The 23,101-nt window shown below is 72.0% G+C and carries 15 protein-coding genes; 6 read left to right on the top strand and 9 right to left on the bottom strand.

Translation table 11 applies throughout. The features are described 5' to 3' along the window. The 3 genes from LLG88_02355 to LLG88_02345 all read right to left on the bottom strand — a co-directional run. The coding region (locus LLG88_02355) for a hypothetical protein (GenBank protein MCE5245750.1) at positions 1 to 412 on the bottom strand (412 nt) is incomplete at its 3' end. 312 nt (positions 413 to 724) lie between these two features. Further along, complete coding sequence (locus LLG88_02350) at positions 725 to 1,198, bottom strand: hypothetical protein (protein ID MCE5245749.1); 474 nt, start codon at positions 1,196 to 1,198, stop codon at positions 725 to 727. 3 nt (positions 1,199 to 1,201) lie between these two features. Next, positions 1,202 to 7,636 carry an RHS repeat-associated core domain-containing protein gene (locus LLG88_02345; protein MCE5245748.1) on the bottom strand — a complete coding sequence of 2,145 codons (6,435 nt, stop codon included), beginning with the start codon at positions 7,634 to 7,636 and terminating at the stop codon, positions 1,202 to 1,204. Between the two features lie 639 nt (positions 7,637 to 8,275). Here LLG88_02345 and LLG88_02340 point away from each other — a divergent pair. Then, positions 8,276 to 8,446 carry a hypothetical protein gene (locus LLG88_02340; GenBank protein ID MCE5245747.1) on the top strand — a complete coding sequence of 57 codons (171 nt, stop codon included), beginning with the start codon at positions 8,276 to 8,278 and terminating at the stop codon, positions 8,444 to 8,446. Positions 8,447 to 8,863: 417 nt separating this feature from the next. Here the strand turns inward: LLG88_02340 and LLG88_02335 are convergent, their stop codons facing one another. The 3 genes from LLG88_02335 to LLG88_02325 are packed head-to-tail and all read right to left on the bottom strand — an operon-like array spanning position 8,864 to position 11,627. Further along, complete coding sequence (locus tag LLG88_02335; GenBank protein MCE5245746.1) at positions 8,864 to 9,709, bottom strand: SDR family oxidoreductase; 846 nt, start codon at positions 9,707 to 9,709, stop codon at positions 8,864 to 8,866. A gap of 32 nt (positions 9,710 to 9,741) precedes the next feature. After that, positions 9,742 to 10,620: an ABC transporter permease gene (locus tag LLG88_02330; GenBank protein ID MCE5245745.1), complete on the bottom strand. Its 879-nt coding sequence runs from the start codon at positions 10,618 to 10,620 to the stop codon at positions 9,742 to 9,744. Beyond that, positions 10,617 to 11,627 (bottom strand): ABC transporter ATP-binding protein, encoded by a 1,011-nt coding sequence (locus tag LLG88_02325; GenBank protein ID MCE5245744.1) that lies wholly within the window; start codon positions 11,625 to 11,627, stop codon positions 10,617 to 10,619. The genes LLG88_02330 and LLG88_02325 overlap by 4 nt, the downstream gene beginning before the upstream one ends. A gap of 97 nt (positions 11,628 to 11,724) precedes the next feature. On the opposite strand from LLG88_02325, the gene kdsB reads away from it, so the two are divergent. Genes kdsB through LLG88_02300 form a run of 5 tightly spaced genes read left to right on the top strand, consistent with a single transcriptional unit; the run spans position 11,725 to position 16,444 of the window. Further along, complete coding sequence (kdsB, locus tag LLG88_02320) at positions 11,725 to 12,507, top strand: 3-deoxy-manno-octulosonate cytidylyltransferase (protein ID MCE5245743.1); 783 nt, start codon at positions 11,725 to 11,727, stop codon at positions 12,505 to 12,507. Then, complete coding sequence (locus LLG88_02315) at positions 12,504 to 14,126, top strand: CTP synthase (protein MCE5245742.1); 1,623 nt, start codon at positions 12,504 to 12,506, stop codon at positions 14,124 to 14,126. The genes kdsB and LLG88_02315 overlap by 4 nt, the downstream gene beginning before the upstream one ends. 5 nt (positions 14,127 to 14,131) lie before the next feature. After that, complete coding sequence (kdsA, locus tag LLG88_02310) at positions 14,132 to 14,968, top strand: 3-deoxy-8-phosphooctulonate synthase (GenBank protein MCE5245741.1); 837 nt, start codon at positions 14,132 to 14,134, stop codon at positions 14,966 to 14,968. Further along, positions 14,965 to 15,921 (top strand): KpsF/GutQ family sugar-phosphate isomerase, encoded by a 957-nt coding sequence (locus LLG88_02305; protein ID MCE5245740.1) that lies wholly within the window; start codon positions 14,965 to 14,967, stop codon positions 15,919 to 15,921. The genes kdsA and LLG88_02305 overlap by 4 nt, the downstream gene beginning before the upstream one ends. A 16-nt stretch (positions 15,922 to 15,937) precedes the next feature. Then, positions 15,938 to 16,444, top strand: coding sequence for an HAD hydrolase family protein (locus tag LLG88_02300; GenBank protein MCE5245739.1), 507 nt, complete (start codon positions 15,938 to 15,940; stop codon positions 16,442 to 16,444). Positions 16,445 to 16,489: 45 nt separating this feature from the next. Here LLG88_02300 and LLG88_02295 read toward each other — a convergent pair whose 3' ends face one another. From LLG88_02295 to LLG88_02285, 3 genes are all read right to left on the bottom strand, one after another. Further along, the gene (locus LLG88_02295) at positions 16,490 to 21,445 is read right to left on the bottom strand and encodes a DUF4388 domain-containing protein (GenBank protein MCE5245738.1); all 4,956 of its coding nucleotides are present in this window, start codon (positions 21,443 to 21,445) and stop codon (positions 16,490 to 16,492) included. A gap of 225 nt (positions 21,446 to 21,670) precedes the next feature. Continuing rightward, positions 21,671 to 22,654 (bottom strand): D-glycero-beta-D-manno-heptose-7-phosphate kinase, encoded by a 984-nt coding sequence (gene rfaE1 / locus LLG88_02290; protein MCE5245737.1) that lies wholly within the window; start codon positions 22,652 to 22,654, stop codon positions 21,671 to 21,673. Further along, the gene (locus LLG88_02285) at positions 22,651 to 22,842 is read right to left on the bottom strand and encodes a Trm112 family protein (GenBank protein MCE5245736.1); all 192 of its coding nucleotides are present in this window, start codon (positions 22,840 to 22,842) and stop codon (positions 22,651 to 22,653) included. The genes rfaE1 and LLG88_02285 overlap by 4 nt, the downstream gene beginning before the upstream one ends. Positions 22,843 to 23,101 lie beyond the last annotated feature (259 nt).

Genomic DNA, 23,101 nt, shown 5'->3' with positions numbered 1-23,101 from the left:
GCAGGCGGACCGCGTTGCCGTCGAGGTCGTACTCGACGTCCTGCGCGGCGCGCGGCGCGCCGTTGTCCATGATGGCGTTGCCGGAGCCGTCGTAGAGGGCGCGCGCGGCGATCCGGTTCCGGTTCGGGGAGCCGTCGCCCGACGGCGCCGTTCCCGGCACCGCCCCCGGCTCGAAGGCGAGCGCGAACGCCTCCGTCGCCCCCCGCCCCGCCGGCGAGAGGATCGTCCGCCGGGTCATGTTCCCGAACGGGTCGTACGCGTACTCCTCGACGTCGAGCCGCGCGTCCGACGGCGCGCCCGCCTGCGGCAGGACCTCCGCCCGCGTCAGCCTCCCGACGCGGTCGTAGAAGTATTTAGTTCGATACCGAACCCCGCTCTCGGCCTCCGCGTTGTTTGCCGCGCCACGCGTCATTCCTCGGTGCCTTCCTCAAGCGGTTGGCGGCGTCGATCCGGGACCACGTCGCGCATCTCCCGACCCTCGCCGAACGCGTCGTTTCGAGGCTGTCTTGCTCCGATGGCCACGGCTCGTCCCCGCGCCTGGCCGGCGAGGTCTGGATCAACCCGCCGCGGCCGGCAACCTGGCCGGGTCACTAAATGCAGCCGGCAGGTGTCTCAAACTCTATGACACGCTCCGGCGGCGCGGCCGCGTGGGGACACGCTTGTGTCCAAGAAACCGGGTGCGGTACGCGCCGGGCTCCGGTCAGGACACCGACAAGACGAGCGACTACAGCTCGGACTCACCGAAGTAACGCGCGCGGGACAATGCCTGCTTCGCTTCAGGCTCCCGTCCCAACTCCAGCAAACAATCTGCCTGCAGCTTAAGTATCTCTTGGAGCCGCTCTCGAAGCCGAGTGATCTCGGCTCGCGTGACCTCTAGAGCAGCCTCTGCATCGTCGTTCGCACTGTACAAAAAGTGAGCGTACTCGAAGCACGCGTCCTGTGCCATAAGGGAAAGTTCGCGGGCTCTCTCTAGTGCCTTCTCGGTGTTCTCAATGGTGAAGTCCTCTCCTTCGCCACTGCCGAGCATCATGTCTATAGCGACGGATACCAGAGCAGGTGCAAAGGATGGCTGTTCGTCGAGCAGCGCGATGGCAGCCCTGGCGGCATCATCGAAATCCCGATCTGCCGATAATCTCTGAACATCTGCCAGCCGACAGATCGCGTTGCGATCATTGAGAATCTCGCTCAGCGTACGCATGGCTCACCGGGGCTTTCCGCTTGTTTTCTCAAGCAAACGCGGGGCGTCAGAGGCCAACTTCAACATATTCTTCGCGGCGCGCTGCTCGGCAGCGGTTCCGCTCTTTGCGAGCTGAGCGACTTCTTCGACCGTCATTTCGGCGAGCCGCCCGTCGAACCCCTTCGCGCGCTTGAGGGAGCCGCGAATTAGGTTTCCGATCTTCTCGGTAGCTGGGAGTCCCTTGATCAGCGCCCCAGCACCGAGTGTAGCCGCCGAAGTCAGTCCTTCCTCAGCCAAGGCACCGCCGACTTTTTCAAGGCCGGTTTTTACCCCTTCTTGCACCTTTTCACCGTCACCGACGCCGCCGATCTTGCCGTCGAGGTCTTGAGCCTCCTTGCCCCCGATCCCGGCGCCTTCCAGCAGTTCTTGACGCTCCTTGTGTTCTTGTTCACTGACCTGTCTCGAGGGTGCCTTCCGATCGATGAACTTCCTGATCAGCCTATCCAGCCATTCCCATTCCCCGGTTGGATCCGTTGCGTTGATCGGGTTGTTCCTGACGTACCCGTACAGGTTCCAGCTCTGAGGATCTTCCGGCTGGACGTCGAACCCCGGATCGACGCTCAGGAACCTCCCCATCGATGCCGGATAGTACCGCGCGAGCATGTAGTCGAGCCCGGTCTCCTCGTCCCGCTCGTGCCCCGTGAACTTCTTCCGGCTCGAGGAGGCGACGGGCCCCATCTCGCCGCCGAACGGGTAGTAGTCGTGCGCCTCGACGACCGCGCCCGTCGCGTCGGTGACGAGGCGCAGGCTGCCGAGGTGGTCGCGCTGGTGGAACGTGACCTTCGGCAGCGTCCCCATCGACGTGGTCCACGTCCGCTCGGCGACGACGCCCCCGAAGCCGGGCACGTACTCCTTCGCCGCCGCGATCGTCCCGCCGCCGCCGGAGGCGGGGCTCACCGTGTACTCGGCCAGCGCCTGCCCCGCGCCGTCGCGCAGCGTCAGCCGCGGCAGCCCGCTCTTGTCGAGCCGGAGCCAGCGCGTCCCCGCCGCGTCGTAGCGGTACTGCTCCGCCGGCGTCGCCTTCGCCGCCTGCGGGTCCCCCTGCACGAAGACCGTCATCCGGTTCTGCGGGTCCCAGAAGCCGCCGGCCGGCGTCGCGAGCAGGCCCGGGAACCGCGTCGCGTTGCCGTTCGCGTCGTAGGAGAAGTCCTTGGCGTAGACCGGCTGCCCGTTCGCGTCCTTGAGCGGCGCGCCCGCGTTGTCGAGCACCGCCCGCCGCACGACCTGGTTCCTGTTCGTCGAGCCGTCCGCGGACGACGACGCGTCGAAGTCCAGCGAAGCCGACTCCGCCGCCGGCGCGGTCCGCCCCGCCGCCGCCTGCACGGCCCGCGACTTCAGGTTGCCGAAGAGGTCGTACCCGAACGTCTCCACGTCCGCCGCGTTCCCGCCGGCCGCCTGCGGGACCGCCTCGGCGTAGACGAGCCGCCCCGCCGCGTCGTACGCGTAGCGCTGCGTCCCGATCGCCTCGATCATCCCCGCGCCGTCGTAGGCGTACGTCCCCGTGTCCCAGAGCACGCTCCCCGCCGGTCCCTGCACGACGATCCCGCTCGGCCGGTGCCGCGCGTCCCGCGCGATCGTCTGCAGCACGCCGTTCCCGAAGGCGATCGCCCGCGGCAGGCCCGCCGCGTCGTACGGCGACGACGCCGTCCCCGACGCCCGCGCCTCGGCGTACGTCGTCCCCGACGACGCGTCCCGCACCCGCAGCGCGTAGTCGCGGGCCAGGTCCACCGCGAAGACGTTCCCCGACGTCCCGGCGGCGTGCGGCGCCGTCCAGCCGTTCGGCGCGCCGCTCGTCGCGTACGACGTCGCCGAGGCCCACGAGGGCCACGCCGACTCGGCCGCGGGGACGCCGCTCCAGTTGAGCCACTCCTGGCTCGCCGAGGGGCGTCCGCCGAGCCCGCGGTAGACCAGGCGCCGCACCGACGTGGCGGTCCCCGCCTCGTACGAGCGGACCGTCGTCTGCCGGCCCAGCGGGGCGTTCGCCCTCCCCGTCGCGTCGGCGCACGCCGCCGCGGCGGCGCCCGTCGCGCAGTGGTCCTCGTCGTAGCCGTACGACGCCAAGAGCTCGCTCGACGGCCGCCCGAGGGAGACGTTCGTCACGACGACGCCCTTTCCGCTCGTCGCCGACGTGTCCCCTTTCTTGAAGACGAAGTAGACGTAGATGTCCCGCGTCGCGCCCTCGGGCCACTCGTCCGCCGTGAAGACGTCGCCCGGACGGATCGGCGGCGCGGCGATCCAGGCCTTGAACGACGGCTGCGCGTCCGAGGACGTGAAGAGGACGCGCGGGCTGGCGACGTCGGCGCCGGCCGTCTGGAGCGTCACCCACACGGAGAACTGGTCGTGGCTCCCGCTTCCGGCCCGCACGTCGCGCCAGTGGAGGAACTTCAGCACGTCGTCGCGCGTCGCGCCCGTCGCGGCGAAGCGCACCGCGTCCGCGGTCCCCTTGACGGAGGAGTAGGCGCAGAGGCCCGTGGAGAACGCCGACGTCCCGCCGGTCGGCGGCGCGGCGGGGCAGTTGCCTTGTCCGAGAGCCGCGGGCTTCCAAAGGCTCGGCATCGTTCCCGTGCCCGACACGACGAATTGCGAGGACGCGGAGATCGTGCCGAAGTCGGGCGTCGCCGAGGCGATCCGCTCGACGGCGGCGGACGGCGAACCCGGAACTCCGATCGTGCGCCACGCGGCCGTGATGCGGCCGGCGACGTCATAGTCGTTCTGGAAGAAGTACCCGCGTTTCTGGCCCAGCGCGTCCTGCCACGCCAGCAGGTTGCCCCACGCGTCGTACGCCAGGTACTGCCGGTCGATCTCCGTCCACTGGTCGGGCAGCGGCGCGCCCGGCGTTTCCGTGCACGTCACCTGCGGCGGTGTCCGCGTCGTGCCGTCGCCGCCGGAGTCCGGATCGTCGGGATCGACGGGATTCGTGCCGATCGGACCGTTGCCCCCGCCCGAGACGGTGCAGGTTCGGACGGGCGGCGACGTCTGCTGCGGAACCGCCGTCCCGCTCTCCTCCGGAAGCTGCTCCCGTCGAAGACGCCCGAGGCCGTCGTACTCGAAGCGGCGCACCTGCCCGGCGGGGTCCGTTCCGTCGCGCCATGCCCAGAACGGCGCGCTCGGCAGGTTTCCCGCGAGCGTCGCCTTCCGGATCTTCCCGAAGACGTCGTAGCGGTAGCTCGCGTCCGCCGCGATCGGGGAGACGCCCGAACCGCCGAACGGCGCGACGTCCACCAAGGCGAGCCGGCCGAGCCCGTCGTAGTAGTACCGGGCGCTCACGTCGCTCTCGGACCCCGGGGCCGTCGCCACCGACGTCGTCACTTCCTTGTGCGGGCCGCAGTAGCGGGTGGTCGTCCGCTTCCCGTCGACGGCGCGGACCTCGGTCGGACGCCCCATCGCGTCGGCGCTGGCCTGCAGCGGATCGTCGGGGGCGTCCGCCGACGGTGTCCCGTAGAACGTCACTGTGCCCAAGGGCCGCCCGCTGCCGTCCGCGGGTATGTCGTCGATCACGTAGTCGGCCGTCCCGTCCCCGTCCCGGTCCGGCGCATGCCATGACGGCACTCTGGCGGCGTTGCCGTACTGCGCTTGCTCCATCCACTCCGAGACGAACACCACGCGCCCCATCTGGTCGTGGCGGGTAAGTTGGACGGCGAGGCTCCCGTCCGGAAGGGCCTTGCGCTGCTCGACCGGCCGTCCGAGGCCGTCGTAGATCGTCTCGCTGAAGGACTGCGTCGCGTCCGAGGGGTCGAGCTCCCGCTTCGCGCTGTTCGCCCGCGACGCCAGCATCTTCGTGAAGTCCGGGTAGGCGATCTGAGTGGTCTGCTCGCCCGTCGGCGGCTCGATCGACTTGACGCGGCCCAACGCGTCGTACGTGTATCGGGACTCGAGGCCGTTCGGGTCGAGTGCCGAGGAGACGAACCCGGCCTCGTCGGCCTGCTGGTTCTTCAGGAGGTAGTTCTGGCCGGAGATCCCCATGCTCACCGCGACGCCGTTCCGCCATGAGTAGTTGACCGTGTAGCTGTGGGCCGTCGCTCCCGGAAGCACGTCCCCGCCCCCGAAGACGTAGTTCGCGAGATTCCCCTTGGAATCGTAGTCCGCCGTCGTCAGAAGGTCGCCCGCCGCGGAGCCGACCGAAGAGCACGTCGTCGCTCCTCCCGCCGCCGCGAGCGCGACGACGCCGGTCTCGCTGGTCATCGCCCCTTTCCCGTCGAAGGAATAGCACCTCGCCGCGCGCCGTCCGCCGTACTCGCTGAAGTGATAGTCGTACGCTCCAAAGACGTTCGCCGCGCCGCGGCTGGTGCCGGCGTCCAGGTCCTCGTAGTGCGTGTACTCAATCGACGAGCCCGCCGTTCCGTCGGGGGCGCGTTCCACGTAGGAGCCGTCCACGACGGTCTTCCGCCAGCGGTCGCCGGGAGCCGCGCCGACCTGCGTCCTCTCGCTGTTCGTCTCCCTGATGAACGGCGCGTCCTGGCGAGTGGAACTCGTGGAGGAGGCAAGGCAGTCCGCGCCCTCCTTGTCGTCGAGGAAGAACGTCGTCGTCTCCTTCACCAGCGGGTTCTTGAGTTCGCTCTTTCCCGACGGCCGCACGCCCCCTTCGCCGTCGTACTGGAACTCCTTGCGCCGAATCAGGTTTCCGGCGGCGTCGTAGTAGTTCGTGGAGGCGACCAGTCCCTCGTCGCCCATGCTCCCGTCCGGGCTTCCCGAGAACTGCGAGACCTCGCGGCTCCCGTCCGGGTTGATCATCTCGAATTCGTTCGTGGTCCGGACGCCGGTGCTCGACGTCGGCGAATCGATGCCGGTGAGGTAGAACGCTCTGTTCCACCGCGTCGTCGCGTGCGGCATCGCCCAGTCGACCTCGGCTCCCGAACCCGTTCCCGCGGGGAACACGGTGCGGCTCACCACCCCGCCGTTGTAGCCGAGGCGCCATCCGTTCACGTGCTCGTCGCACGTCGAAAGGACGGCGCAGGGGTTGGGATTCGGAGCCGGCGGCTCCCATTCGTCCAGCGGGTTCGTTGACGCCGTGGCGGGGAGTGACTCGTAAGGGTCGCATGCCATGTCGTCGTCGGCGCAGGCGCTCATGACTTGATTCGCAGCGTTGCACGCCGAGTCGCCGACCGCGCACTGGTGCGTCGTGCATGACTGCGTGGTCTCGCCCGTGGACGGATCCCGAGTCGCTGAGCACTCGTTCCACAGAATGCCGGTTGGCTTCGCGGCCAGACTGATGTCGCACCCGTCGACGAGGATTCTGTTGTGGAGAACGTCGCCGCGGCCGTCGCCGTAGGTGCCGAAACCGCCGCCGCCCGTGAAGAAGCTGATAGGGATGCAGTTCGGAACAGAGCGCCCGATCCAGAGTCCGTACTTGTACAGCGTCGCCCCGCCCGTCGGGTAGTCGATACGCTTGACGGCGATGGGATAGCTCACGGGGTCGGACTTCATGGCAGTCGCTTCCCCGCCGCGGCCGTACTTGAACCGGTACTCCGGACGGACGCCCCGCTCGTCGGGAGGCAAGACCATCCTCGCGAGGACGGGAACGGGGCCGCCGTTGCGCGCCGCGTTCGACGTCACCGTCTCGTAGAAAAAGTCCCTGCTGACGGGAAGCCCTCCGGGCCCCGTGTACGTCAGAGTCCGCAGCATGCCCACGATGGAGTCGGAAGGGCAGTCGGGACGTCCCGCGCCGCAGTCGCCGGCCTGCCACAGGGTCGTCGTGATCGCCCACCTCGCGGCCCCGTCAGGCGCGTATTCGATGCGACGAATCGCTTCCGGGTACCGCGGGTTGTCCCCGCCGTAGTAGTCGACGGTGATCGCGTTGCCGTAGACGTCGGCGATCCGCGTGACGTAGTAGCCCGCCCTGGATTCGTTGAAGATGTAGCCGCCCCACAGCGCGTGGCCGCCCTGCTGACGGTCCGCGGCAACGATCTCCTCGAACTCGTACCTTGTTCCGTTCCCTTTCGTCAGCGTGAGGCGCGTCTTCCCCGCTCCGTCGATCGACGTCTCGTACCGCAGTTCGCGGTCGTCGACGAGCGGCCCGAGCTCGATCTGCGTGCCATGCTCGTCTTCGTAGAGCCGCCTGGACTCGGTCGCGTAGCTCTGCGGGAAGTTCAGGTCGCACTCGTCCTGCATGCAGGTGTCCGGGTTGGCGAATATCGAGCAGTGCCCGGGATCCCATGTGTTGGCGTCGAAGATCCGGCCGACTTGGAGCTTCCAGCCGAAGCCCACCCATGACCGTCCCTGAAGCACCGTCTCGATCCCCACGGACCGTTTGGTCGGCGCCGACGACGGGCTGTGCACGACGGTCTGGAACCCTCCGTTCGAGTTTTCCGCAAGAGTCAGCCCGAAGCGCCAGCCGTGCTCGACCGGAAGCTCGGCGGTCGCCGGATAGGAGAGGTTGAGGACACCGCCAAACAAGGCCACGCGTTCCTGTTTGTCGAAATCCGCGAAGACGGACGCCTTCGGAACGCCGGGCTCCGTGGAAACCACCGCCATCCGGTCCGGCGCCGGGCCGAAATCCACGGCATTCGCAGGAACGACAAAGAAAAAATAGAGCAAGGCAACGGTTGATGCGAGACGCATCCAGAACCCGCAGACAGCACGCATGGCGCTTCCCCTCGCGGCTCGGAGTTCAGGCTGCCGAACCGACACTCGCGGGATCCAGCGGATCCCCGCGGCCGCAGGTATCGTGCGTCGGACTCGCCACGGAGGGACGAACGCCGCTTGCTTCGAGATCTGTCCCCGCCGGTGTGCGGTTCCCCAACCGCGACACGCTTCTCAGCCGCGGGACAGTTCTACCAGACCGTGAGACAGCTCCGCAAGCGGAACCGACCACTATGTTTGCAGCTCCCGGACGCGCGGACGGCGGCCGGGGCCCCCCCTCAACGGCTACTACGACTCGTGGTGCTGCGTTTCGCTGCGCTGCCTCGTGACCCGTAACAACGAGACGGAGCAGCGCCTCGATGACCTGATCCTGAGGAACGGCCTCCCCGCGCCTCGGCGTGCCGCGTCTTTGTCCTGCGCCACCGGCCCGGCGCGGCGGCTGCCCCTGCCGAGGCGCGGGTGCTCGTCCGCCTCGACGGCCAGGACAGCGACTGCGTTGTGGGATTCCGCAAGAACGGCGTGCTCAAGGCCGCGGCGGCGCATTGGCAGGCGCAGGCCCGCGCGTTCGGCGCGGCGACGGAGGAGACGACGCGAGTCTTCCGGGCGTGCTGGTACCGCACGGGCTCCTGAAAGCGCGCGCGGCTGGTCGTGGTCAAGGCGGCGGTCGTGCGCTTCGCCGGGCGGGAGCCGCGGGAGAGCACGCGCGACGTCGTCACGAACCTGCCAGATCATCCCAAGTTGGCGTACGAGGTGTGCCGCGGCCGCGGCGACTGCGGGAACCGGATCAAGGAGCTGAAGGACGCCGTCGTTCTCGGCCGCAGCAGTTGCCGTCGCTTTGTGGCCAACCGACTGCGGCGGATCTTCGGCGCGCGCCACATGTCACCGCGCGCGGCAGCGCAGCCCTGGATCAGCGTGGTCTCCGCGCCCGCACTCAGCGCGATCGTCCGGCGCGGCCCCCCGCGCCGCGGCGCCGCATCCGCCACCTCGACGCCGACATTCGTGATGAACGATGCGGGTCAAGCGATCCGCCTCCTGCCCGGCCGCCGCTCAGTCGGCCTTGAGGCGCGCCCGCACCCGCTCCTCGTCGATCTCGTCGCCCTCCCACTGGACGCGCCCTTCCATCCCGCCGTCCACGGCGACGATCTCCCCGGAGACGTTGCGCGCCGCGGGGCTGGCGAGGAAGACGACCATCCGCGCGATGTCCTCGGGCAGGGAGAGCTGCCGGATCGGCGTCGTGCGGAGCGCCCGCGCGACCGCGCCCGGCACCTCGAGCGTCGGTCGCGCCATCTCGGTCGCCGTCCAACCCGGCTCGACCATGTTGACGCGGCCGTACGGGTCGAGCGCGACGATCTCGTTCTTCAGCGTGCGCACCAGCCCCGCCAGCCCCGCCTTCCCCACCGCGTAGTCCACGTGCCCCTTCTCGCCGAACCGTCCCGCGGTCGAGCCGACGAAGATCAGCGCCGCGCCGCGCCCGTCGGGCCGCGGCCCGGTGCGGGCGAGCGTCTTGAAGAACGAGCGCGCCGTCCAGAGGCTCCCCAGCAGGTTGACCTCGATCGTCCGCCGCAGCCGTTCTTCCGGCTGCTGGTCGATCCGCAGCTCCTCGGCCGGCCAGATCCCGGCGTTGGCGACGACGACGTCCACGCGGCCGTAGCGCGCCGTGGCCCGCTCGAAGACGTCGTCCATCTCGTCCGGCTTCGTCGCGTCGGCCGGCAGGGCCGAGGCGCGGTCGCGCCACGACTGCCCCGCGATCCACTCCGAAAGCGCGCGGTAGCCGCTGTGGGCGTGGAGCGCGAGCCGCGCCCCCTCGCCGGCGAAGGCCGCGGCGAGCGCGCGGCCGATCCCGCCGTTCGCCCCGCTCACGAAGACCGTCAACCCGTCGAGCCGCAGGTCCATCGTTCCTCCCCCCGCGCGCGGGGCTTCGCCGATCAGTATTGGACGAGCGTCCCTTCCTGCTTCGCCCGGCGCACCGCGAACCACGCGCCGGCGAGCCCGAGCGGCAGCAGCACGGCCGCGAACCCGAGCAGCGCCAGCAGGTCGGGCAGCAGCTCGGCGAGGACCTTGCCCTGCAGCAGCGCGCCGCGCACCGCGTCCACGGCGTAGGTCACCGGGATGCACTTGGAGATCCAGGCCAGCTCGGCCGGCATCGTGCGCACCGGGATGTACATGTTGCCGAACAGCATCGCCGCCATGCTCATCGCGTAGTCGATCGGGTTGCCGCGCTTGAAGTAGAGCACGAAGGCCGCGGAGAGGATCCCGATGCCGGAGAGGGCGAGGACGCTGAAGAGCACCGCCGCCAGCGCCCCGACGACGCTGCCGACGTTCAGCCGCACGCCGAAGACGAAGACGCCGAAGAAGAGATAGGCCCCCGCCTGCAGCAGCGCGAAGACGTAGCTCCAGGTCGAGCCGGCGAGGATGATGTGCCCCAGCTTCGTCGGCGTGACGAGCATCGCCTCGAGCGTGCCGGTCGTCTGCTCGTCGCGGATCTTCGAGCTGTAGGACGACTGCGCGACGTCGATGAACCGCCCGATCATCAGCCCGACGAGGGTGAAGCTGTAGTAGTCGAGCCCGTCGAGCGTGCGGCTCAGCGCGCCCGGCTCGGCGACCCCCTGCACGAAGCGGCCGAGGAAGAACCAGACCGTCGAGGCGAGGAACAGCCCGGCGAACGACATCGCGAACGACAGCCGGTACGACGCCTCCTCCTGGAAGTCGCGCAGGAAGAAGGCCCGCGCCGTGCGCGGCAGGCTCGTCGCGCGCCCGAAGAGCGTGGACGTCGGAACGGCGCCCGCGCGCCGCGCCGCGCTCATCGCCCCTCCTCGACGAGGCGGCGGAACGCCTGCTCGAGGTCCGGCTCCTCCGCGGAGCAGGCGAGGACCCGCCCGCCGCCGTCGCGGATCGCGCCGAGCAGCGGGTCGAGCCCCTCCGCCCCGGCGAGCCGCACGGTCAGCGCGAGCGCGCCGTCCGCGCCGCGCTCCGCGCCGAGCACCTCCGCGCCGTCGAGCGGCGGCGGCGCGGCGCAGCCAGAAAGGCGCAGCCGGTAGACGATCCCGCCGAGGCCGCGCCGGCGCAGCTCGTCCGGCGCCCCGTCCGCCCGGACGAGCCCCTTGTCGAGCACGACGACCCGCCGGCAGAGCGTCTCCGCCTCGCGCAGGTTGTGCGTGGCGAGGACGATCGTCTTCCCCTGCCGCCCGTGCAGTTCCTCGGCGATCCACTCCCGCAGCTCCGCCGCGGAGAGCGGGTCGAGGCTGCGGGTCGGCTCGTCCATCAGCAGCAGCGGCGGGTCGGCGAGCAGCGCGCGGGCGATCGCCAGCCGCTGGCGCATCCCGGAGGAGTAGTCGGAGAAGCGGCGGTCGCCGTCAGCGGCGAGGTTGACCCGCGTCAGCAGCTCCTCGACGCGCTCGCGCAGCGGCGCGCCGGAGAGGCCGTAGAGCCGGGCGAAGAACTGCAGGTTCTCGCGCCCGGAGAGGCGCCAGTAGAACGAGCGCTCCTCGCCGTGGGCGAGGCCGACGACGGCGTGGACCTTCGCGCTCTCCACCGGGACGCCGAGGACGCGCGCCGTCCCGCGGTCGGGGAAGACGAGCCCGCAGAGCACCTTGAGGAGCGTCGTCTTGCCCGCGCCGTTCGGCCCGAGAAGGCCGACGAACTCGCCCCGCGCGACCGCCAGCGAGACGCCGCGGAGCGCCCGCGAACGCTCGCGGCGGACGAACGGCCGGCGCGCGATCTCGCGCATCGTCCGCTTGCGGGGGAAACTCTTCTCGACGTCCCGCACGTCCACGGCAGGGCTTGGGGCGGAGCCGCTCGTCGTCTCGGTCACGGGCGACAAGATACATCATGCGCCGCGAGTTGACCGACGGCCGCAGGTCGTCTAGGATCCGGCGCGGCTCGGCGGAAATACATCCGCAATGGGGTAGGTGTTGCCGCACGCGATCGTCGTCATACCCGCCCGCTGGGCGTCCAAGCGGTTTCCCGGCAAAGTGCTGGCTCCGCTGGGCGGCCGTCCCCTCGTCCTCCACGCCTGCGACCTCGCCGCCCGTGGCCGGCTCGTCGACGAAGTCGTCGTCGCGACCGACGACCCGCGGGTGATCGACGTCGTGCGCGCCGCCGGCTACAAGGCGGAGGAGACGCGCCCCGACCACCCCAGCGGCACCGACCGCGTGGCGGAGGTCGTGCGGCGCCGGGACGCCGCGATCGTCGTCGGCCTCCAGGCCGACGAGCCGTTTCTGGCCCCCGACGACGTAGACGCCCTGATCGAGGCGCTGGACGACCCCGCCGGCGACGTCTCGCTGGCCACGCTGACCGCGCCGCTCGCCGGCCGCGCGATGTGGCTCGACCCGAACGCCTGCAAGGTCGTCGTGGACGCCAAGGGGCGCGCGCTCTACTTCTCGCGCTCCCCGATCCCCTACGCCCGCCCCGCCGGGGCCGCTCAGCTCCCCTGTCCGCCGGACGGGGAGCCGCCGGCCTGCGCGCGGCTGCACGTCGGCGTCTACGGCTGGCGCCGCGAGGCGCTCTTCGCCTTTTCCGCCCTCCCCCCTTCGCCCCTCGAACGGGCCGAAGGGCTCGAACAGTTGCGGGCGCTCGAGGCCGGCTGGCGGATCGCCGCCCTGCCGGCGCGGGGTCGCCCGTTCGGAGTGGACACACCAGAGGACCTGGCGCGCGCCGAGCGCCGCCTTTCTATTCCGCGAGAGGACCAATGAGCAGCCAAGAAGAGACGCGCTACATCTTCATCACCGGCGGCGTGACGTCGTCGCTCGGCAAGGGGCTGGCCGCCGCGTCGATCGGGCGCCTGCTGGAGTCGCGCAACTTCGACGTGACGATCCAGAAGCTCGACCCGTACATCAACGTCGATCCCGGCACGATGAACCCCTTCCAGCACGGCGAGGTCTTCGTCACGGAGGACGGCGCGGAGACCGACCTCGACCTCGGGCACTACGAGCGGTTCACCTCGATCACCACCGGGCGGTCGAACAACTACACGACCGGCCGGATCTACAACCAGGTGATCGAGCGGGAGCGGCGCGGCGACTACCTCGGCGGCACGGTGCAGGTGATCCCGCACATCACCGACGAGATCAAGCGGGCGATCCGCGAGCTGAGCCCGGGGCACGAGATCCAGATCGTCGAGATCGGCGGCACCGTCGGCGACATCGAGTCGCTGCCGTTCCTCGAGGCGATCCGCCAGTTCCGGCAGGAAGTCGGGCCGCACCGCGCCCTCTTCGTCCACCTCACGCTCGTCCCGTGGCTCTCCGCGGCCCACGAGCTGAAGACGAAGCCGACGCAGCACTCGGTGCGCGAGCTGCTCTCGATCGGGATCCAGCCGGACATCCTGCTCTGCCGCGGCGACCGCCCGCTGCCGGCCGAGATCAAGCGCAAGATCGCCCTCTTCTGCAACGTCAGCGTGGACCAGGTCGTCTCCGCGCCGGACGCCGAGAGCATCTACAAGGTGCCGCTCTCCTACGCGCAGGAAGGGATCGACGAGATCATCTCCAAGCTGCTCGACCTCCCCTACCGGCGGCGCGACATCAGCCGCTGGGAGAAGCTGGTCCACACGATCGAGAACCCGAAGGGGCACGTCACGATCGGGATGGTCGGCAAGTACGTCTCGTACGAGGACTCCTACAAGTCGCTCAACGAGGCGCTGCGCCACGGCGGCGTGGCCAACAACGTCAAGGTGGACCTCGAGTTCATCGAGGCCGAGAAGATGGAGCGCGGCGACATCGACGAGGAGATCCAGAAGCTCGACGCAGTGCTCGTCCCGGGCGGCTTCGGCGAGCGGGGCGTCGAGGGGATGATCCGCGCGGTCGAGCGGGCCCGCGAGCTGAAGATCCCGTTCTTCGGCATCTGCCTCGGGCTGCAGTGCGCGGTCGTCGAGACGGCGCGCAACGTCGCCGGCCTCAAGGGCGCCCACTCCTCCGAGTTCGCCCCCGACGCGCCGCACAAGGTGATCGACTTCCTCCCCGAGCAGCGGGCGCTGACCACCAAGGGCGGCAACATGCGGCTCGGCGGCTACGCCTGCCGGATCGCGCCGGGCACCAAGGCCCACAAGCTCTACGGCAAGACCGACGTCGTCGAGCGCCACCGCCACCGCTACGAGGTCAACAACGAGTACCTCGACCGGCTGCGCGAGGCGGGGCTCGTCATTTCGGGGACCAACCCCGAGACCGGCCTCGTCGAGATCATCGAGCGCAACGACCACCCGTTCTTCATGGCCTGCCAGTTCCACCCCGAGTTCAAGAGCCGTCCGCTGGAGCCGGGACCGCTCTTCGTCGGCCTCGTCGCCGCCGCGTGGCGCCGCCGCCAGGAGCGCGGGGCTTGAGCGGGATTCCCGAGGTTTCCCCGGTCCGGGTCGCCGGAGACGTCGTCTTCGGCGGCCCGGGGCCGCTGGCCGTGATCGCCGGCACCTGCGTCCTCGAGTCGCGGGCGTCGGCGCTGCGGCACGCCCGCGCGCTCGCCGACATCGCGCGCGCGCTCGGGCTGCCGCTGGTCTTCAAGGCGTCGTACGACAAGGCCAACCGCACGTCGGCCTCGTCGTTCCGCGGCCCGGGGCTCGAGGAGGGTCTCGCGGTCCTCGCCGAGGTCCGGGCGGAGACCGGCCTGCCGGTCCTCTCCGACGTCCACGAGGCGGCGCAGTGCGCCGCCGCGGGCGCGGCGCTCGACGTGCTGCAGATCCCGGCGTTCCTCTGCCGGCAGACCGACCTGCTCCTCGCGGCCGCGGCGACCGACAAGGTCGTCAACGTCAAGAAGGGGCAGTTCCTCTCGCCGTGGGACGCGCGGAACATCGTCGAGAAGCTGCGCGGCGTCGGCGCGCGCGGGATCATGCTCACCGAGCGCGGGGCGTCGTTCGGCTACAACAACCTCGTGTTCGACCCGCGTTCGATTCCGGTGATGCGCGGCTTCGACGTGCCGGTCGTCTTCGACGCCACGCACTCCGTGCAGCGCCCCGGCGGCGCGGGAACGGTCTCGGGCGGCGACCCGGAGTTCATTCCGACGCTGGCCCGCGCCGCGGTCGCCGCGGGGGCGGACGCGGTCTTCTTCGAGGTCCACGAGAATCCGGCCGAAGCGCTCTCCGACGGGGCGAACGCCCTGCGCCTCGACCTGTTCCCGGCGCTGCTCGCCGAGTTGAAGGCGCTGCACGCGTTGGTCCGGGAGGCGCGGTGAGCCGCGAAGCGGCGCGGGACGTTTTGTTGGCGGAGGCGCGGGCCGTCGAGGCGCTGGCCGGCCGCATCGGCGACGAGTTCGACCGCGCGGCGGAGCTGATCCTCGCCGCGACGGGGCGCGTCGTCCTCACAGGCATGGGCAAGAGCGGCCTCGTGGCGCGCAAGATCGCGGCGACGATGGCCTCGACCGGCACGCCGGCCTTCTACCTCCACCCCGCCGAGGCGCTGCACGGCGACCTCGGAATGGTCGTCGAGGGGGACGTCGTGATCGCCCTCTCGCAGAGCGGCGAGACGGCGGAGATCCTCGCCCTCGTCGAGACGATCCGCCGGATGGGCGCGCAGCTCATCGTCCTCACCGGCACGCCCGCCTCCAGCCTCGGCCGCGAGGCGGACGTCCTGCTCGACACCTCCGTGCCGGCCGAAGGGTGCCCGCTCGACCTGGCGCCGATGGCCAGCACCACCGCCGCGCTCGCGCTCGGCGACGCGCTCGCCGCCTCGCTGATGGTCCGCAAGGGGTTCTCGCGGGAGGACTTCGCCCGCCTGCATCCGGCGGGGAAGCTCGGCCGGCGGCTGGCCCGCGTGCGCCGCTTCATGCACGGCGGCGAGGCCGCGCCGCGCGTCGCCCCCGACGCGCCGATGCGGCAGGTCGTGCTCGAGATGAGCGCGAAGCGGCTCGGCTGCACGACCGTCGTGGACGGCGACGGCCGGCTCCGCGGGATCATCACCGACGGCGACCTGCGGCGGCTGCTCGAGCGCGAGGCGCAGCCGCTCGACAAGCTGGCGAGCGAGGTGATGACGCCGCGCCCGACGACGGTCGGGCCGGAGACGCTCGCCGCGGCGGCGCTGAAGCTGATGGAAGACCGCAAGATCACGATGATCCCGGTCGTGGACGGCGCGGGGCTGCTGCTCGGCGTCGTGCAGATCCACGACCTCTGGGGAACGCAGCTCTTCTGATCCGACCGGAGGCGAAGTGCTCGACCGCGAAGAAGCCCGCGCCCGCGCGGCGACGATTCAGGCGATCCTTCTCGACGTGGACGGCACGCTGACCGACGGCGGGATCTACTTCTTCGAGGACGGCCGGCAGGCGCTGCGGTTCCACGTCCGCGACGGGATGGGGCTCGTGGCCGCCCGCCGCGCGGGGCTCGTCGTGGGGATCGTCTCCGGCCGCGACGTGCCGGCCGCGCGCCGCCGCGCCGAGGACCTGAAGCTCGACGAGATCCATCTCGGGATCTCGGACAAGAAGGCGGCGGTCGAGGAGATCCTCGCCCGCCGCGGCCTCGCCTGGGAGCAGGTCTGCTTCATCGGCGACGACGTGATGGACCTGCCGCCGATGACCGCCGCGGGTCTGGGGGTCGCGGTCGCCGACGCGCATCCCGAAGTCCAAGCCGGCGCCGACTGGGTCGCGCGCCGCGGCGGCGGCCACGGCGCCGTGCGCGAAATCATCGACCTGATCCTCGCCGCCCGCGCCCGTCGCTGACGGGGGCGTCTTCCCCCGTCGAATCGTCGCCTTGCGGCGGGCGAATCAGAGCTCGGCCAGCTGCCGTTCGATCGCCTGAAGGCGCGCGCGGTCCACGAGGTCGCGGACCAAGCCGAGTTCTTCTCCGATCAGCGCCTCGAGCGGCGCGGCCTCGTCCGCGAGATGCGCCGCGGCGATGGCCCGCGCCAGCGCGTCCGCGTCGAACGCGCCGGACGAGTTGGGGGCGAGGTCGGCGAAGACCTCCCCGCCCGGCCCGAGCCGCTTCTCGCAGCTCTTGATGAAGTTCCCCACGCCGGCGCCGATCTCGCGCCGCAGGCCGTCGAAGACGATCTGATGCCGGCGGTTGAACCGATCGACCAGCTTGCGCGTCTCCGCGCTCGGCTCGTCCGGCGCCTCGGCGGGCTGCGCCTCCGCCGACGGCTCGGCCGGAGCGCGCGGCGCGGTCGGCTCGCCGAACGGCGAGTCGAACGGCGAGACGAACGAACGCGGCGCGGTCGGCTCTCCGAACGCCGAGTCGAACGAACGCGGCGCGGCGGGCGTCGGCGGTTCCTCTTCCGGCGCCGCTTCGGCGGGCGCCTCGGCAGGTTCGCGCCCCGGCGTCTCGACCGCCGCCTCGCGGCGCTCGACGACCGGCGCCTGCTCCTCGACCGGCGCCTCGGCCGGCGGCGTCGCGCGCGACCCCGCGAACGTGGCGGTGTCCTCGACCGGGATGATCTCGATTTCCGGGATCGGTCCCGACTCGAGACCGTCCGGCAGCGGCGCCGCCTCCGCCTCGTGCGCCCGGTCCAGTTCCTCGGCGAACGAGAGGGTCCGCGCGATCGACCCGGACGGCTCAAGCGACGCGGCCTGTTCGATCGACGCGGCTTGCTCGAGCGACGCGGCCTGTTCAAGCGACGCGGGCGATTCGAGCGACGCGGCCTCTTCGGGCGACGCGGGCGATTCGAGCGACGCGGCCGGCTCGCTCATCGCGGGCGGCTCGCCCGCGGCGGACGGCGCCTCCGCCTCTTCGCGGAGCGGCGGCTCCTCGGACCACGCCGGCGACGGCGCAGGCAGTCCCGGGAACGCCTCCTCGTTCTGCGTGTCGATCTCCTCGTCCTCGGCGCCGATCAGCTCGTAGGTGCTGCGGAACGGCATAGGCGGCGCGGAGAAGCGCGGCGCGGCCTCTTCGACCGCGGGGGCCGGCTCGGCCGGCTCGGGCGCTTCGGCGGCTTCCAGCGGCCCCGGAACGCCTTCCTCCGGCTCGGCCGCGGCTTCCGCGCCCGGCGCGACGACCTCCGCCGGACCAATCCAGAGCGGACCGCCCTGCTCCTCTTCCGGCGCGGCTTCAAGCGCCGCTTCGGGCGCCGGGATCGAGGCCGGCGACGGCTCCCACGTCGAGACCTCCGGCGCGCGCTCGACCATCGGCCCGCCGAGCGGCACGCGCCGCGGCGTCTCGCCCCGCGTCTCGGGAATCGACTCCGGCGACGGCTCCCACGTCGGCGTCTCGGCTTCCGGCGCGACGACCGGCTCGCCCGGCGCGGCCCACGTCGGGGCCTCGCTCCCCGCTTCGGGAATCGACGCGGGCGACGGCTCCCACCGCGGCGCCGCGCCCTCCTCGGCCGGCGGCTCGAAGGCCGGCGTCTCGGGCCGGACCCATTCCGCCGCCTCGGCGTGCACTTCGGGAATCGACGACGGGGACGGCTCCCAAGCCGGGATCTCCGGGGACGGCGGGACGAGCCCGCCGCTCGGGGCCCAGACCGGGGCCTCGCCGTGCGGCTCGGGGATCGACGCCGCCGACGGCTCCGCGACCGGGGTTGCGGTCTCTTCGGCCCACGGCGGGACGAACGGCGTTTCGGGGGCGGCCCACGCCGGCCCCTCCGCCGCCGCTTCCGGGATCGACGCCGCGGACGGTTCCCAGCCGCGGATCTCCGGCGCTTCGCCCGCGCCGGCGGCCTCGGACGGCCAGACCGGACCGGTCGCTTCCGCTTCGAATCCTCCGGCCGGCGGCTCTTCCGTCCGGCCCGGCTCGAAGGGGCGGCCGGCCAGATCGACCGGAGCGCCGCTCGGCTCGAAGCCGGACGTGTCCACCGGCGCGGCGGCCCAGATGTCGCTCGCCGAGAGCCGGCCGGCCGGCGCGGCGCCCGGCTCTTCGCCGCCGAGCGTCGGCTCCCCGAACGGCGCGGCGGTCTCCACGACCTCCCGCTCCGGCGACGCCGGCGTCCAGGCGGGCGCTCCCTCTTCGGCGGCGAACGACGGCTCGCCGAACGGCGCGGCGGTCTCGACCGGCTCGCGCGCCGGGGGCGCCGGCGTCCACGCCGGGACGCCCTCTTCGGCCGCGCCGAACGACGCCGGGCCGAGGGACGCGCCCTCGCGGGCGGCGTCCTCGTCGAACGACCGGCCGGTCCACGGGGCCGGTGCGGCGGGGGCCATTTCCTCGGGGGCGACCGGCAACTCCGGCGTCTCGCCTTCCAGCGCGAACGACGGCGGCGCGGGCGCGGGGGCTTCTTCCTCGCGCTCCGGCGCGAACGACGGCGGCGCGGGGGCTTCTTCCTCGCCTTCCAGAGCCAACGACGGCGGCGCGGGGGCCTCGTCCTCGCCTTCGGGCGCGGCGATCGGCGGCGCGGACGCGGCGGCCTCTTCCTCGCATTCCGGCGCGGCGACCGGCGGCGGGACCTCGAATTCCGGGGAGAGGTCCCGCTCGTAGAAATCCTCTTCGCGCAGCGCCGGCGGACGCTCGAACCCCGCCTCCGGCGGCAACGGCTCCTCGCGCAGCGGCGGAGGCAGAGGGGCTTCCTCCCCCGGCGGCGCGGGCACGGCGGCGGGCGCGAAGGCCGGCGTCGCCGGCGCTTCGAGCGCGCCCGACTCGTCGAGTTCGAAGGAGGGCGCGGCGGCCGCTTCGGCGGGCGCGGCTTCCGGCGCCGCCGCGGTCGAGGCGCCGGCCTCTTCGCCTTCGAGCTTCAGCAGCGCCTCGAGTTCGGCGGTCGTGTACTGGCGTTCCGTCTCGCCGCCGACCGGCGCCTCGAACCGCTCGCCTTCGGCGACGGGCGTCTCGGCCGGCGTCTCCGGCGCCGAAGCGGACGGGACCTCGGCCTCCGCGCCCGGCGCCTCGAAAGCGGCTTCGAGCGGCGTTTCGAACGCGGCCGCGGGCGCTTCGAGCGACGGTTCGAGCGACGGTTCGAAGGCGGACGCCGACGGCGCTTCGAACCCGGATTCCGGCGCCTCGGGCGACACCTCGAGCGGCGTTTCGAACGCCGCGGCGGGCGCCTCGAACGCGGTTTCCGGCGGCGCCGCGTGTTCCGGCTCGGCGGTCGCGGGCGACGGCGCCGCGGGCTCGGGGGCGATCGGCTGCGGCTGCGTCGTCAGGGCCGGCGACGCGCCCGCGGCGAGGGCCGCGCCGCCCGCGGCGGCCAGTCCGGCGCCGACGGCAATGCCGCCGGTCTTGAACAGCTCGGGCGCGATCTCGGCCGCGGTGGCGCCGACGGGGGGCGCTTCCGGCGCCGCCGCCTCGGGGGCCGCCATCTCGGCCTCGGCGTTGGACCACGGCGCGGCGAGCCCATCGGCGCGGGCCGACACCCGCTCCACGACCCGCACCCGCACCAGTCCGCACAGCCAGCGGCAGACGTCGAAGTCCGGTTCCGGGCGCGCCTCGAGCAGCTCGCCGACCGTCTTCTCCTCGGAGAGCATCGAGACGATTTCCCACACGCCGGGGCGCAGGGTCATCCGGTCGAGCCGCTGCAGGTATTCGCCGCGCAGCCGGTAGACCGTCCCCAGCGGCCCGAGCTCGCGCCAGATCCGCTCGCAGGCGTCGAGCGATTCGTACGCCCCCATCACGACGTCTTCGGCGCTCCGGCCGAGGGTGATCGACTCGTCTACCGTCTCCCCCTCGGTCAGTTCGTATTCCCCTTCGCTCCACAGGGCGAGCTTCTTCACGACCTCGAGCACCTGCTCGCGCACGAACCGCTTGAGGTCCTGGTAGTCCAGCGCCCCCTGCTCGGCCAGCAGCGCGCCGATCCGCTTGCCGCTGACCAGCCGCCGCGCCGCCTCGTCGCGGTCCTGGTCGGAGATCACGCCGCGCCGCAGCAGGTGCGCCGCGAGGCTCAGCTCGCTGTCGGAGATCCGCGCGAAGTCTACGAGGCCTTCCTTGAGGAACAGCACCCCTTCGACGCCGCGGCGATGCAGGCGCACCGCGCCGGTGAAGCGCCGGTCGCCCAGTTCGAGCAGCAGTTCCGGCGCGCCGCCGCGCGCCTCGAGGAACCCTTCGGTCGCCTCTTCCTCGCCGACCCGCCGTTCGAACGTCCCTTCGGGCTCGATCCGCTCGACGAGCCCGAGGATCGCCAGCGCCCAGAGCGAGCGGAAGACGACCTCCGACGGGGCGAAGACCTCGCGGCAGAGACGATCGACGCGCAGCGGCCGGCGCAGTTCGTCGAGGATCGAGCGCTCGGTCGTGCCGAGCCCCGCGACCTCGATCGGCGCGCCGAAGACGGCGCGGTAGACGGCGCGCGGCCCGCCGACCGCGCGGCGCACGCGCCCCCCGTCGCGGACGCGGCGCACGCCGGAGAGCAGCAGCTCTTCGGTCGGCACGTCGAGCGTGATCGACTCGTCGGCCGGCAGCGAGGCGCGCGAAAGGCGCCAGCGGCCCGCGGACCAAGGGAAGATGGAGAGGATGATTTCGCGGACGTGGTCGAGGACGGCGCGGACGAGTTGGTCCGCGTCCATCAGCCCCTTGGCGACGAGGATCTGCCCCAAGCGGCGGCCGCGCGCGACCTCGCCCCCCGCCTCGAGCAGCGGGGCCAGCGCCACTTCGCCGCGCCGGAAGAGGAACGCGCCGAGCCGGTCCTCCGGATCGGTGGACGCGGCGAAGACGATCCGCCCGTCGCGGAAGTAGAGCACCTTGCGGGTCCCTTGCCGCTCGATCAGCAGCGCTCCGGTGTGCCGGACGCAGCAGAGATCCCACAGCAGTTCGGGAAGGGACACGCCCTCGAGGCGGCCTTCGGCCGGAACCTGCGGAGTACCTTCGACCATGCCAAGAACGTTCATTCGCGGCTCGCCTGCGGACAGGGGGCTCGTCCGAGGCTCCAAATTTAGAGCCTCCGGCCTATCCGCGACCACCCCCCTTGAGGGTCAAATCCCCCCGAACGCCGCGCGCTTCGGGCGTTCCATCCCCGCCCGCCTCGCGCCCCCCTGTTTCGTCGGCGCCCGCGGCCGGGCGCCCCGCGCACCGGCCGGTCCGGGCGCGGTCCGAAGTTGTCAGATTCCTCGTCCGAAAGCGGCCAGCTCCGCCGCCGAGACCGCCGCGGTCCCCAGCCGGCCGACCGCGACCGCCGCCGCGGCGTTGGCCCAGCGGGCGGCGTCCTCGAGAGGCAGGCCGGCGGCGAGGCCCGCGCCCAGCACGGCCACGACCGTGTCCCCCGCGCCGGTGACGTCGTAGACCTCGCGCGCCTGCGCCGGGATCCGCACCGCCGGGGCGGACCGGGGCAGCAGGAGCATCCCCGCCTCGCCCAGCGTCACGAGGAGCGCGTCGATCCGCAGCGCGGCGAGCAGTTCCTCGGCGATCAGCGACACGTCGCCGTCGCCGCGCGCGTCGCGCCCCGCGGCGCGGCTCGCCTCGAGCAGGTTCGGCGTGAGGACCGTCGCCGGCTGGTAAATCGAGAAGTCGCGCGCCTTCGGATCGACGACGACCGGCACGCCCTTCGCCCGCGCCGTCTCCAAGAGCGGCGCGAGCAGTTCCGGCACCAGAAGCCCTTTGGCGTAGTCGGAGACGATCAGCGCGTCGGCGCCGTCCAGTCCCGCGAGCGCCGCGCCGAGGGCGCGGGCCGCGGCGGCCTCGCCGATCGGGCGGTCGTCTTCCTGGTCGAGCCGCACGACCTGCTGATGATGCGCGACGACGCGCGTCTTGACCGTCGTCGGGCGGCCCGGCGACGCGAGCAGCCCGGCGTCGTCGATGCCGAGCGAGCGGGCCAGCGACGCGAGGCGCGCCGCGCCGGCGTCCTCGCCGACGACCGAGACGAGCCGCGCGGCGGCGCCGAGCGCGGCGAGGTTCGCGGCGACGTTCGCCGCGCCGCCGGGGCGGTGTTCCTCCCCGCGGATCCGCACGACCGGGACCGGCGCCTCGGGGCTGATCCGGTCCACCGAGCCTTTGACGTAGCGGTCGAGGATCACGTCCCCGACGACGAGGACCTTCTTCCCGGCGAAGCGCGCGACCACCCGCTCGTCCATCGCGTCCCCGCTCACGGCCGGCGGTCGTCGGCGCCGTCCAGCGGGCGGCCCGACTCCGGAAGGAGCTGCGGCACCTCGTCCACGATCGGATAGAGCACGCGGCACGCCGCGCAGACCAGCCCGTCCTCGTCGGCCGCCTCGACCAGCTTGCCGCGGCAGACCGGGCAGGCCAGCAGTTCGAGGAACCACGGTTCAACCGGCATGAAAAACCCTCCTCAGGCGCCGCGGCCGGGCCGACCGTCTTTCGCCGTCGCCTTTTGTCGGGAATAATGCCACGGAGGACCTTTCGCCGCGCATGCCTGCCACGTCCCGCGAAGTTTCGCCCCGCTCGATTCTCGTCCTGCGCTTCGGCGCCGTGGGGGACGTCGTGCGCACGCTCCCCGCGGTCCGGCTGCTGCGGCGGACGTGGCCGGAGGCGAAGATCGTCTGGGCGGTCGAGCCGGGCCCCGGATCGCTGCTTCG

The sequence above is a fragment of the bacterium genome (genome assembly GCA_021372775.1).
In the GTDB taxonomy this organism is placed as follows: Bacteria; Acidobacteriota; Polarisedimenticolia; order J045; family J045; genus JAJFTU01.
This window is presented reverse-complemented; position numbering and strand designations above follow the sequence as displayed.

What these genes read in the sequence shown, in the direction of transcription:
- LLG88_02350 (MCE5245749.1), bottom strand. Translation starts at nt 1,198, where the DNA reads ATGCGTACGCTGAGCGAGATTCTCAATGATCGCAACGCGATCTGTCGG.
- LLG88_02335 (MCE5245746.1), bottom strand. Translation starts at nt 9,709, where the DNA reads ATGGACCTGCGGCTCGACGGGTTGACGGTCTTCGTGAGCGGGGCGAAC.
- LLG88_02330 (MCE5245745.1), bottom strand. Translation starts at nt 10,620, where the DNA reads ATGAGCGCGGCGCGGCGCGCGGGCGCCGTTCCGACGTCCACGCTCTTC.
- LLG88_02315 (MCE5245742.1), top strand. Translation starts at nt 12,504, where the DNA reads ATGAGCAGCCAAGAAGAGACGCGCTACATCTTCATCACCGGCGGCGTG.
- LLG88_02295 (MCE5245738.1), bottom strand. Translation starts at nt 21,445, where the DNA reads ATGGTCGAAGGTACTCCGCAGGTTCCGGCCGAAGGCCGCCTCGAGGGC.
- LLG88_02285 (MCE5245736.1), bottom strand. Translation starts at nt 22,842, where the DNA reads ATGCCGGTTGAACCGTGGTTCCTCGAACTGCTGGCCTGCCCGGTCTGC.